This is a genomic window from Methylotenera sp., from assembly GCF_029946165.1.
GTDB lineage: Bacteria > Pseudomonadota > Gammaproteobacteria > Burkholderiales > Methylophilaceae > Methylotenera.
Window position 1 is genome coordinate 146,772 of record NZ_JAQSDZ010000006.1, and the last position, 11,734, is coordinate 158,505.

At 42.3% G+C, this 11,734-nt stretch carries 15 protein-coding genes; 6 read left to right on the forward strand and 9 right to left on the reverse strand.

The annotated features are described in order from the left end of the window. Positions 1-4: 4 nt before the first annotated feature. From PSV17_RS04930 to PSV17_RS04950, 5 genes are read right to left on the reverse strand one after another with little or no spacing between them, the layout of a single operon-like run. Entirely contained in the window at positions 5-571 is a 567-nt protein-coding gene (locus PSV17_RS04930) for a hypothetical protein (RefSeq protein WP_300480210.1), read from the reverse strand. Next, a complete protein-coding gene (locus PSV17_RS04935) occupies positions 568-1,617 on the reverse strand; it encodes a PilW family protein (RefSeq protein ID WP_300480212.1) in 1,050 nt (349 codons plus the stop codon). The genes PSV17_RS04930 and PSV17_RS04935 overlap by 4 nt, the downstream gene beginning before the upstream one ends. Beyond that, positions 1,608-2,177, reverse strand: coding sequence for a prepilin-type N-terminal cleavage/methylation domain-containing protein (locus tag PSV17_RS04940; protein ID WP_300480213.1), 570 nt, complete (start codon positions 2,175-2,177; stop codon positions 1,608-1,610). The genes PSV17_RS04935 and PSV17_RS04940 overlap by 10 nt, the downstream gene beginning before the upstream one ends. Continuing rightward, positions 2,171-2,623, reverse strand: coding sequence for a GspH/FimT family protein (locus tag PSV17_RS04945; protein WP_300480215.1), 453 nt, complete (start codon positions 2,621-2,623; stop codon positions 2,171-2,173). Before PSV17_RS04945 ends, PSV17_RS04940 begins: the two co-directional genes overlap by 7 nt. Before the next feature lie 48 nt (positions 2,624-2,671). Next, entirely contained in the window at positions 2,672-3,061 is a 390-nt protein-coding gene (locus PSV17_RS04950) for a type IV pilin protein (RefSeq protein WP_300480216.1), read from the reverse strand. A gap of 177 nt (positions 3,062-3,238) precedes the next feature. Between PSV17_RS04950 and PSV17_RS04955 the strand changes: the two genes are divergently transcribed. Together PSV17_RS04955 and lysA are read left to right on the forward strand one after the other, a co-directional pair. Next, positions 3,239-3,346, forward strand: a complete 108-nt coding sequence (locus PSV17_RS04955) for a lipoprotein (protein WP_300480218.1) — start codon at positions 3,239-3,241, stop codon at positions 3,344-3,346. Positions 3,347-3,387: 41 nt separating this feature from the next. Then, positions 3,388-4,638 (forward strand): diaminopimelate decarboxylase, encoded by a 1,251-nt coding sequence (gene lysA, locus PSV17_RS04960; protein ID WP_300480219.1) that lies wholly within the window; start codon positions 3,388-3,390, stop codon positions 4,636-4,638. Positions 4,639-4,818: 180 nt separating this feature from the next. Here lysA and purU read toward each other — a convergent pair whose 3' ends face one another. Next, entirely contained in the window at positions 4,819-5,703 is an 885-nt protein-coding gene (purU, locus tag PSV17_RS04965; RefSeq protein WP_300480221.1) for a formyltetrahydrofolate deformylase, read from the reverse strand. A 90-nt stretch (positions 5,704-5,793) separates the two neighbouring features. On the opposite strand from purU, the gene ispH reads away from it, so the two are divergent. Genes ispH through PSV17_RS04985 form a run of 4 tightly spaced genes read left to right on the forward strand, consistent with a single transcriptional unit; the run spans position 5,794 to position 8,866 of the window. Continuing rightward, positions 5,794-6,771, forward strand: coding sequence for a 4-hydroxy-3-methylbut-2-enyl diphosphate reductase (gene ispH, locus PSV17_RS04970; protein ID WP_300480223.1), 978 nt, complete (start codon positions 5,794-5,796; stop codon positions 6,769-6,771). A 31-nt stretch (positions 6,772-6,802) separates the two neighbouring features. Beyond that, complete coding sequence (nudB, locus tag PSV17_RS04975) at positions 6,803-7,249, forward strand: dihydroneopterin triphosphate diphosphatase (protein WP_300480224.1); 447 nt, start codon at positions 6,803-6,805, stop codon at positions 7,247-7,249. A gap of 40 nt (positions 7,250-7,289) precedes the next feature. Continuing rightward, entirely contained in the window at positions 7,290-8,414 is a 1,125-nt protein-coding gene (nadA, locus tag PSV17_RS04980; protein WP_300480225.1) for a quinolinate synthase NadA, read from the forward strand. Further along, the gene (locus PSV17_RS04985) at positions 8,414-8,866 is read left to right on the forward strand and encodes an HIT family protein (RefSeq protein ID WP_300480226.1); all 453 of its coding nucleotides are present in this window, start codon (positions 8,414-8,416) and stop codon (positions 8,864-8,866) included. The genes nadA and PSV17_RS04985 overlap by 1 nt, the downstream gene beginning before the upstream one ends. Here PSV17_RS04985 and PSV17_RS04990 read toward each other — a convergent pair. The 3 genes from PSV17_RS04990 to mpl all read right to left on the reverse strand — a co-directional run bounded on the left by PSV17_RS04990 (position 8,863) and on the right by mpl (position 11,724). Then, positions 8,863-9,174 (reverse strand): (2Fe-2S) ferredoxin domain-containing protein, encoded by a 312-nt coding sequence (locus PSV17_RS04990; RefSeq protein WP_300480228.1) that lies wholly within the window; start codon positions 9,172-9,174, stop codon positions 8,863-8,865. The two genes, PSV17_RS04985 and PSV17_RS04990, sit on opposite strands and share 4 nt — an antisense overlap. A gap of 144 nt (positions 9,175-9,318) precedes the next feature. After that, complete coding sequence (locus PSV17_RS04995) at positions 9,319-10,242, reverse strand: TonB family protein (protein ID WP_300480412.1); 924 nt, start codon at positions 10,240-10,242, stop codon at positions 9,319-9,321. A gap of 99 nt (positions 10,243-10,341) precedes the next feature. Then, a complete protein-coding gene (mpl, locus tag PSV17_RS05000; protein WP_300480229.1) occupies positions 10,342-11,724 on the reverse strand; it encodes a UDP-N-acetylmuramate:L-alanyl-gamma-D-glutamyl-meso-diaminopimelate ligase in 1,383 nt (460 codons plus the stop codon). Between the last annotated feature and the right edge of the window lie 10 nt (positions 11,725-11,734).

Sequence of the window (11,734 nt, forward strand, 5' to 3'; positions counted from 1 at the left end):
TTTATTATGGGCACATATTGGCAGTATTTGTGGCGTTATCTGTAGAGACCCTTACACCCACACCCGTCGTAACTGCAACCTTCGCCCCTGTAGCAGTTTCTTGAGCTTCTGCCACCACTTCCCAAATAGTATTCGCACACAATGAGTTGCCAGTCGTAGCCCCTTCTACACCTAAGTTTTGACCTGAGCCCATAGCACAGGCCAAATCGTTACTGTTGTCGACGTCTAACTCTGAGTTTTTTATGACCTGTGATTTTTTTACACAAGGCTTAGGTGCAAGTTTCACCGTGACATCATTAGTACCATCTCCATTCACGTCATAACTTATCGTGTTTGATGGCAAGGCCGCACTAGGGTTATCTATAAAGTTTGTAGATGAGATAACTTTTTCAACAGCTTGATTAGCAGCAGTTAATACTTCAGCCTTGTTTTGCATATTGCCCGCAATAATCGTGTTTTGCCTACCCATATTAAAGCTAGCTACCGCAATTAAAAACAGCAGGATCATTAAGACCATTGCTTGCAATAGCACGACACCTTTAGACCGCTTTGGTAATGCTAATTGTTTCATTGACGCCTCCAAGACGGGTTTACAAACTGAACAGCTGTACTATAAACACGTCGTTTATAGGAATCGCCAACAGGATCTACAGTTTTATCACCAAGTTCATATGTGCGCGCGTCTTTCCAACCCGGGGTACTAACAGTGGTTCGTGCTAGCAAATAAACACGAGCGGCCATCGCATTACGCCAGTCATCGACGGAAGCAGGGGCTGATGAATAATTATCAGGCACCCCATCATCATTGGCATCAATCCCATACTGCACTTGCATGTCCTCAATTCCATCAACTAAAGGCACAATAGAAAAACTCCCAGCTCCTATATCAGCACGTTTGAGAGTGGGGATACTATCACCAGCTTCATTATTATTGGCTATAAAATATATGTGTACTAAGTAGCGGTGAATATCGGCTACGGTAGTGCCGCAACTGGTTTTTTTGCGAGTAAAGGATCCCGATGTATCGCTAAAGGCAAAGTGGTTAGCAGCGTATTCAGCATTGCTAGTTGCTTCAAACGCCAACTCTGAGCTACCACTAGATGGTGTGCAAAGTGAAGCTTGAAAATGCGGTGCGTTCGCTAAAAATGCATCACAGCCAGTCGCCCCTGTAACACAGGTTGAGGCACGTTTTACAACTATAATATCGGTATTGTCTTTTAAATCGGTAAGACATGATGGTGTAACAGTTGCATCATTTATGCCCTGCACATGAAGCGGGAGTCCTTCTAGGAGCACTGCCATATCAGTAGAACAAATGTTTGGCAAAGTTGCAGGTGTGGTCAAAAGGCTAGAGTCAAACTCTGCTGTATATCCCGCTAACATAAGATCATCGTAAAGTAACTGTGAAGCATAGCGTCCATTTTCTTGTTGTTGAGTGGACTTTCTCATTTCCACACTTGACCGATTACTGCTTATAAATATACTTGATAAACCTACCAATATCAGCAAGCCTATGACCATCGCGACCATCAATTCGATTAAGGAGAAGCCACCCTCACGAGCTTTGCTATGAGTTTTACAAGCCGGTAAATTATATTTATTATTGATCATATGCATTCAGTCGCCCCCGTTGCAACACGAAGCGAAATAGCGCGACGTAAAGCATCATCTCCATAGGAGTTTGCTGCGCAAGTGTTATTTGGAGCAATTGTTTTGAACATACCCTGCCAAGTAACAGTAAGCTCATAAATACCAGGTGCGCAAGCTCCAGTAATAACAGGAGCGCTTATCTGAACGACACAAGCTTTAGCCCCTATCATTGCACCTAGGTTATCCCCACTTGAAGTCTCTGCGGCGCCACTTAATGCATTACCCCACTCACATAAGTCATAAGCCGCCCCTGCTTTTCCTACGCAGCTCTCAACTGTCCCGCCTATAAGCCCAGCACTAGTATAAGTGGCTGCATTCTGCCTGTTCATTTGAAACTGACTAGCCATACCATTTAGTATCACCATTGCTTGTGTGCGCTGATAAGACTCCAACTCTATGGTTCGCGTTTTCATTTGCAAGCCTGCAAGACCTAACAAACCAAGTGCAACAATCACAATGGTAACCATAACCTCTATCAAGCTCATGCCAGTTTGCATCTGCAGTTTCAATAGTTTTTGATTTAGCATGCGGAAGCCTTTATTTTTGGCAAGCCGCTTAGGGTCACAGAAACACAACGATATGTGGTTGCTGACCCGCTAGTCGCCGATATGTTAAATGTCCCTGTACCTATGGCTCGACCCGTAGATTTATACTCTACACTGGTAGGGCCGCTAATAGTCACGGTGCCAGTTGAAGTGTACTTTTCAAGCACCGTTGTCGAATCACTTGATGTTATTTGCCAACCCTGAGCCCAGCTAGTAGCGGGCGCCAACGTCACAGTAAGATTGCGTTTTACCGCTTCACTTCGTGCTCTTACTAAACCATCATATATACTTGAAGCTGCGTTTTTAGCCCGCATGTTAGCGATAGTGGCACTGAAAGAGGGCACCGCAATTGATGCCATTATGGCGATGATTGCAATCACCACCATCAACTCAACCAAAGTAAAGCCTAACAAACGTGACATACTCATGCTTTTCTTACTTATAATATTTAACTGTTTGCGATTCAACATGTCTTATCACCACTTCTCAGCGGGAGTTTTTTCACCTGAACTATCCAGGGTTAAGTTACCATCGGACGCTTGACTGCCTGTAGCAGTGGCTGTAATCTTAAAGTATGGTACATCTCCCTCACCAGGAGCAACGCTAATAGTATAGTAACTAGCTACATCCCCAGGCGTTGTTACACCAAGCGTACTTAAAGAAGATGTGTAAGCTCTAGAATCTAACAAATATTGTTGCTCACGCTGGGCAATTTCCATTAAGTGCGACTGCGCTGCCGACCTTCTGCCTTTTTTAACGTACTCAGTGTAACTAGGCAACGCAATTGATGCCAAAATACCAATCACCGCAACCACAATCATTAGCTCAATGAGTGTAAATCCCACGCTGTACTTGTTACTTTTCATAGGTATATCCAATCCAGTTCACTTTTATATTTTATGTATTATCCAGAGAAAAAATCAAAAATCTAGCGAACACAGACAATCGGCTATATCAGGCTGACTAACGGTAATTTATTCGTCGCAAGTCAGCTATGTCATTTATGTTAATATTACAAAACATGTTCTTTTAGGAAATTAACTGTGGCACGCTTAATCGGAGTCATCATATTAGCCTCTCTGCTTTGTGGCGGATGCGGCACAAAAGGGCCGTTGTACATTCCAGAACAACAATATCCACAACCTAACTAATAACTCAGTTTTATTAAACGCGTTACTCATTAAAAATTGCCATGACATCCAACAAATTTATACTTAATAACAATGCGTTATTCGCTGAAAATATATCCATTAATAAGATTGCAGAGAATTTCGGCACTCCTTGCTATGTGTATTCAAAATCAGCCCTAATCGAAGCTTTTCAAAATTTCAGCAAAGGATTTTTAGAGACTAATCACTTGGTTTGCTTTGCTGTAAAGTCCAACCCTAGCCTTGCAATTTTGAACTTGTTCGCTAAATTAGGCGCTGGTTTCGACATCGTTTCTGGCGGCGAGCTAGCGCGAGTGATTGCAGCGGGTGGTGACCCGCAAAAGATTGTATTTTCTGGCGTAGGTAAAACTGCGGAAGAAATGCGTGCTGCATTAGCAGCTGATATTTTTTGCTTTAATGTAGAATCTGCAAGCGAATTAGCCCGCCTAAACGATGTAGCAAAGTCTATGGGTAAAATTGCACCCGTCTCATTGCGCGTAAACCCGAATGTAGATGCTAAAACTCATCCATATATTTCTACTGGCTTAAAGAACAATAAATTTGGTGTGGCTTATGAAGATGCGTTGGACATCTATTTACAAGCAGATGAGATGTCAAATATCGCCATTCATGGTGTTGATTGCCATATCGGCTCTCAAATTACAGAACTTTCTCCTTTTTTAGATGCTTTTGATCGTGTATTAACATTGGTTGATGCACTGGCAGAAAACAAAATTCAAATTCAGCATATTGACCTAGGTGGCGGTATTGGGATTACCTATAACAATGAAGCTCCACCAGAGTTCACTGCCTACGCAAAAGCGATGCTCGATAAGCTGGGAGAGCGTGATGTTAAGCTGGTATTTGAACCAGGGCGTGCCTTAGTTGGCAATGCTGGTTTATTGCTGACGAAGGTCGAGTACATAAAACAAACTGAAACAAAAAACTTTGCGATTGTAGATGCGGCAATGAACGATTTAATGCGTCCAGCTTTGTATGATGCTTATCATGATATTCAAGCAGTAAACCCGCGTGATGAAGCTAAGGTGAACTATGAAATTGTTGGGCCCGTCTGCGAGAGCGGAGACTTTCTGGGTCACGACAGAGAGTTAGCCTTACATGAGGGAGATTTACTGGCAATTATGTCGGCAGGCGCTTACGGCATGAGCATGTCTAGCAATTACAATACTAGACCTCGCGTTGCTGAAGTTATGGTGGATGGTGACCAATGCCACTTAATTAGGAAGCGCGAACAGATTGCTGATTTGTTTGCACTAGAACAGTGTTTACCATAAACCAAAATGACTTTTTTTGTTGCATCGGCTTTTCTCTGGGTGTAATGATTTCACCAGAGATGAAGTGGGAATCTCACCACTTTATGCACCAGCTGCAGATGATAAATAGTTAAGTAGGCTACTTTAAAAGTAAAAAGCGAAGCATAATCGGCTTCGCTTTTTTGTTGTCAAATTGAATACTTAATCAAAAATTACAGTTTTATTATCATATAACAAAATACGATTTTCAATATGCCAGCGCACCGCTTTGGATAACACTACACGCTCTAAATCACGGCCTTTTTGAATCAAATGTTCAACTTGGTCGCGGTGCGAAATTCGGTCAATATCCTGTTCGATAATTGGCCCTTCATCTAACACTTCAGTTACATAATGGCCTGTGGCGCCTATCAACTTAACACCGCGTTCAAAAGCACGATGGTAAGGCCTCGCACCGATAAATGCTGGCAAGAATGAATGGTGAATATTAATAATTTGCTTAGGATAACGCGCCACAAAATCAGGTGACAAAATCTGCATATAACGCGCTAACACGATTAAATCAATTTCATACTTGTCAAACAATGCAAATTGCTGCGCTTCGGCTTCTGGCTTATTGTCTTTTTTAACTTCAATATAGTGAAAATCAACGCCGTAAAATTTAGCTAAAGCTTCAGTATCTCGATGATTACTAATAATCAACGGAATATCACACACCAACTCACCATTTTTATGGCGATGCAACAAATCCGCTAAGCAGTGGTCATATTGTGAAACCATAATGGCAACGCGTAATGGTTTTTGTGAAAGCTTTAACTGCCACTCCATACTGAAACGCTTTGCAATCTCGGCAAAATGCTGTTCGAAGTCATCTGGCAAAAGGTTAAAGCCAGCTAAATCCCACTCAACGCGCATCAGAAAAAGATTATTCTCAGCATCCTGATGTTGGTCAGCATGCAAAATATTGGCATTATGCTGATATAAGAAATCAGCAATGGCGGCTACAATCCCTTTGCTATCTGGGCAGGTAATTAAAAGTGTTGCCGTGTTTTTAACGGCTGTTGTATTTAAAGCAGGATTGTTCATGTTTTAAGCTTAGTTGAATTTTAAGCGCACTCTAATTTAGGTTAATATGTGCATTATACCTTAAGTGAATTTAATGATTAAAAAGTGTGTATGACAGATATCGATTCAAAAAACCAAATTTCAGCAGATGTAGTATTAGCAAACCCGCGCGGCTTCTGTGCAGGGGTTGATCGGGCGATTATTATTGTTGAACAAGCACTCGAAAAATTTGGTGCGCCTATTTATGTACGACATGAAGTCGTCCACAATAAATTTGTAGTGGACGAGCTTCGTAGCAAAGGCGCGGTGTTTGTTGAAGAACTGGACGAAATTCCAACGGGTAGCACCGTGATTTTCAGTGCACATGGCGTTTCAAAAGCCGTTCGTGCCGAAGCCGAATCGCGCGGATTAAGCGCTTTTGATGCCACCTGCCCACTTGTGACGAAAGTACATATAGAAGTGGCTAAAATGCGCGCTGCCAATATGGAAATTGTGATGATTGGTCATAAAGGTCATCCTGAGGTTGAAGGCACTATGGGACAAGTGGCGGGGAGCCAAGGCATTTATTTAGTAGAAACGCCCGAAGATGTTGCTAACTTAACCGTTAAAAATCCATTAATGTTGGCTTATGTCACACAAACCACGCTCTCTATTGATGATGCATCGCTGGTGATTAACGCGCTAAAAACTAAATTTCCAGCGATTAATGCGCCAAAAAGTGATGATATTTGCTATGCCACGCAAAATCGTCAAGATGCAGTGAAAATCATGGCAAAGGATTGTGATTTGGTGATTATTGTTGGCTCACCTAACAGCTCCAACTCAAACCGCTTACGTGAAGTGGCTGAGAATCAGGGGGTTGAATCCTATATGGTAGATAATGCCAGCTACTTAAAAGCAGAATGGTTGGTAGGCAAGAAAAAAATCGGCGTTTCCGCAGGCGCGTCTGCTCCAGAAGTGCTTGTCAATGAAGTGATTGCTAAATTGGAAAAACTAGGCGCAAGTAACGTGCAAGAATTACAAGGTGTGATCGAAAGCGTTGTATTTCAACTACCAAAAAATCTAGTGCAAGCCCAGAAAACCCAATAACGAGCGTACGTAATAATCTGCTTTATTCAATATGTTTAAAACCCCTATTACTGCCTTGGTATTGATTCACACTAAAGACTTGCAAGTGCTGATTATGGAGCGGGCGGATAAAGCTGGCTTTTGGCAATCGGTCACTGGCAGCTTAGAGCAAGGTGAAACGCCAAGACAAGCTGCGATACGTGAGGTACAAGAAGAGACTGGCTTAAACGCAACTCAATTTGATTTGCAAGATTGGCAAGCCTCTAATGTATATGAAATTTATCCACATTGGCGGCATCGCTATGCGCCAGAGGTGAGTCACAATACAGAGCACTTATTCGGCTTAGAACTTCCTTCTCAATTAGCTATCAAATTAGCCCCAGATGAACATTTGCGCTATGAATGGGTTGACTGGCGTGAGGCTGCAAAACGCGTTTTTTCGTGGACGAATGTAGACGCGTTAAGTAAATTAGGTGAACGACACGGCTTAAAGTTGTAAACTATCACATTGAATTAATTGCCTTAATTAAGTAAAAATCATGCAAACAGACACTATTAGCACCGAAAGTAAAAGCATTCCTATTAAGTTTGAGCGCTTTCAAGCGAGCGAAGACGCTGACTGTCAGCGCCGCATTATTGCCGCTAAAGAAAAGTTAGGTAAGCGCTTGGTGATTCTTGGTCACCATTATCAAAATGAAACCGTCTATCGCCATGCGGACTTCACTGGTGATTCACTTAAACTATCGCGCTATTGCGAAACTTTAGATGCCGAATATATCGTGTTTTTAGGCGTGCATTTTATGGCAGAAGTGGCTGATATTCTAAGCCGCCCAGACCAAATTGCTATTCTGCCTGACCTTGCAGCAGGCTGCTCTATGGCGGATATGGCAAACCTGGCCAAGGTTGAGCGCAGCTACCGCGAACTCAGTAAGGTACTAGATTTTGATGAGACGATTACACCCGTCACTTATATTAACTCAGCCGCAGACCTAAAAGCTTTTTGCGGTGAACATGGCGGTATTGTTTGCACTAGCACCAATGCTCCGAAGATATTGGAGTGGAGCTTTAAGCAACGCGAAAAAGTATTATTTTTCCCTGACCAAAATCTAGGTAGATGGTCAGGCTACAAAATGGGTATACCGCTTGATGAAATGCCAATTTGGGATCCTGATCAGCCAATGGGTGGTTTGACTGAAGAGCAAATCAAAAAAGCGAAAATCTTGTTATGGAAGGGCCATTGTGCGGTGCATCAAATGTTCCGCCTGCAAAATATTACCAAATTTCGTGCAGAACACCCTGATGGCTTTGTGATTTCTCACCCTGAAGCTCCATTTGAAGTATGCCAGAACTCTGATTTTGTTGGCTCGACTGAGTATATTCTCAAAACGGTTTCTGACGCGCCAGCCAATACTAAATGGTTAGTTGGTACCGAGCTAAACTTAGTGAATCGCTTAGCTGAACAAATGAAGCCGCAAGGTAAATTAGTTCAGTTTATGAGCCATGTAGTTTGTGAATGTTCAACAATGGCTAGAATTGACCCACAACATTTGGCTTGGGTGCTAGAAAATTTGGTTGAGGGTAATGTAGTGAATCAGATAAAAGTACCTGCGCATGAAGCTAAGCTTGCTAAATTAACCCTTGATAGAATGTTAGCGGCTTCTTAATGGCTGAAATAAATGTATGCGCCTTATGCATACCTACGCCCCACATTATACTGTGGCAAGATGATTTCTGCCGTGTAGTGTTACTTAATGACGCGGATTATCCCGCGTATTGTCGCGTAGAGTTAATCGAACATATCAAAGAAATGACCGATTTAGCACCATTACAACGTGCTCGCATGATGAAGACAGTGTTTGCAGTAGAAACGGCGCTTAGGGAGATTTTTAATCCAGATAAAATCAACTTAGCCAGCTTGGGCAATAAAACACCGCATGTGCATTGGCATGTGATTCCACGGTTTGAAAATGACAAACATTTTCCAAATTCTCATTGGGGTGAAGCTACGCGTGATGGGGACGCTGCTGCTCTTGATGAAGCTACCATTAAACAACTAGCTGCAAAAGTAAGTAGACTCATTGAGTGTGCATTAGAGTCTGAATCCGCCAATAGCTAAATTGCAAGCCGTTCCACCACTTTACCATTCATTATATGGCTTTCAATGATTTCGTCTATGTCATCATTATCGACAAAAGTGTACCAAATCGCTTGCGGGTAAATCACCAATAACGGCCCTTCACCACAGCGATCTAAACAACCAGCGCGATTGATGCGCACTTTGCCTTGACCACTTAACTTCAATTTTTTGACACGCGACTTCATATAATCAAATGCGGCTTCGGCACCTTTATCCGCGCAACAAGCCGCGCCATCAGCACGCTGATTAAGGCAGAAAAATACGTGGTGTTCAAAATAGTTGGTCATTTTAAAATTTCTTTATTCTCAAAAATAAAAAACGCTTAATTTATTCTGCTTCAAAATTGAAATATTCAAGAAAGAGAGCCGCAAACAGTACGATTAGTACGTCAAGGCGAATCTGACGCCGAGTATTATAATTTTCAAACAGAATTACTCAGTGGCTAGGTTATCTTCTTTAGTAAACGTCCAAGTTCGCGTCATATCAAGAATATCAACCTCTTTATGCATTTCATCTGGAAATCTTGAATAAGGTGCGGCGAGTTCTACAATATGTTTGGCGGCTTCATCTAATACTTTGTGGCCTGAGCTTTGGTTAATGACAACCTTTTCTATACTTCCATCAGCTTTAATTGAAACTGTCATTCGTAATTGACCATACATTTTTAGATTCTTAGCGGCTTCAGGGTAATTGAGATTACCAACTTTCTCCACCTTTTGACGCCATGACTCCACATAAAGCGCGTAACTATATTTTTGTGTTCTTGCACCAATAAATTTACGCTTTGGGCGCTTTTGATATTCATCTTGCTGTTTAGAAATTAGCGCTTCTAACCTGTCCATTTCTAGTGCCGCTGCGGTTAAATCGCTCATATTTAGCTTTTTATTGGGGTTTTCTTGGTTACCCATGTCAGCTTCTTTTGCGGCAGATTTTTGCACTGGCGAGGACTCTACTTTTTGATTTGATTGCAGTTGCGTCATCAGCTCTTGCGCTTGCTTCTCTAACTCTGCCACATGCTTTTGCTCTTTTGTTTCTTCGGCCATCATTTTTGCCGCTTTTTTGCCGGACTTAACTTCTGCCAAAGGCTTCACGGTAAACTCGGATTTTTGCTGCTTAATAGCGGGTAATGCAGACTTCATTTTGCGATTTTGGTCAGTATTTCCACCGCGATCTAAATCGGCTTGTGCCAACACATCGGCATTATGTGGCTTAGTGAGCGTTTTAGCATTCACCAGCATGACTTCTAAGGTAGGTAGTTTATCTTTAAATTTTTTAAGTGCGGGCTCAAAGTGAATACTTAATATGATTGCATGCACCAATAATGAAATCCAAATAGCCTTAGCCATCACGCTCATCGTTTTAGCTTTAACGATAAGTGACTTTGTAGCCACTACTTGTTTTTTCTTAATGGATTTAGCCAAGTTTTAATCTACCAAAAATATATTGTTAAACGCTTATTTGATTGCGTCTAATATTTTTTGATGTACGCCTCCAAAGCCGCCATTACTCATAACGAGTACATAATCACCCGGTTTTGCGGCGTTAGTAATGGCTGCTACTAGTGCATTCAAATCTTGATATACAGAGGCTTTGTCTTTTATAGTCAATAAGGCCTCAGCTGCATCCCAGCCCAGATTTGCATCATAGCAAAACACCAAATCGGCCTCTTGCAAACTGGCTGGTAATGCACTTTTCATTACGCCCAATTTCATTGTATTAGAGCGCGGCTCTAATACGGCTAATATTCGCGCCTTACCCACTTTACTGCGCAAACCTGCCACCGTAGTTTCAATCGCTGTTGGATGATGCGCAAAATCATCATAAACGGTAATGTCGTTCACCACACCTTTGATTTCCATGCGGCGTTTCACATTTTTAAATTCACTTAATGCCTCAATCGCAATACAAGGTGCAACACCTACATGGCGCGCGGCGGCTATCACAGCCAGTGCATTCATTCGATTATGCTCGCCTAGTATATCCCAGCTTAAATTACCCTGACGCTCACCTTTAAAGAACACATCAAAACGACCTTGTGCATCAACGTTTTGTATTGCCCAACCATCACTCGCTTTTAATTCACCAGCACCAAAATATTCTAGATTACTCCAGCAGCCTTTATCAATCACGCGCTGCAAGCTTTCCTGCTTGTTGCTCACCACTAAACCTTGTTGCGGAACAGTGCGCACCAAATGATGGAATTGTTTTTCAATCGCCGCTAAATCATCAAAAATATCAGCATGGTCAAACTCAAGGTTATTAAGTACCGCTGTACGGGGGCGATAATGGACGAATTTAGAGCGTTTATCGAAGAAAGCCGTATCGTACTCGTCCGCCTCAATCACAAAGAATGGTGAAGTGCTTTTTTTATCTTGCTTTGGTGTTTGCGGCAAACGCGCAGAAACGCCAAAATTCTCAGGAACGCCACCTATCAAAAAGCCTGGCGCTAAACCCGCATATTCCAACACCCAAGCCAACATGGAGCTCGTTGTCGTTTTGCCATGCGTACCTGCCACAGCAAGCACCCACTTACCTTGCAACACATTCTCCGCCAACCATTGTGGGCCAGAGATATAAGGTAAACCTTGATTTAAAATCTCTTCCATTAAGGGATTTCCGCGTGAAACCACGTTACCAATCACATAAATATCAGGGTTAAGTTTGGTTTGCTCAGGCGAAAAACCTTCAATCAGCTCTATACCCTGCGCCTCAAGCTGTGTGCTCATCGGTGGATAAACGTTAGCATCGCAACCCGTAACACGATGCCCAGCTTGCTTAGCCAGCACCGCGATGCCGCCCATGAATGTACCGCAAATACCTGAAATGTGAATGTGCATATTATTTATT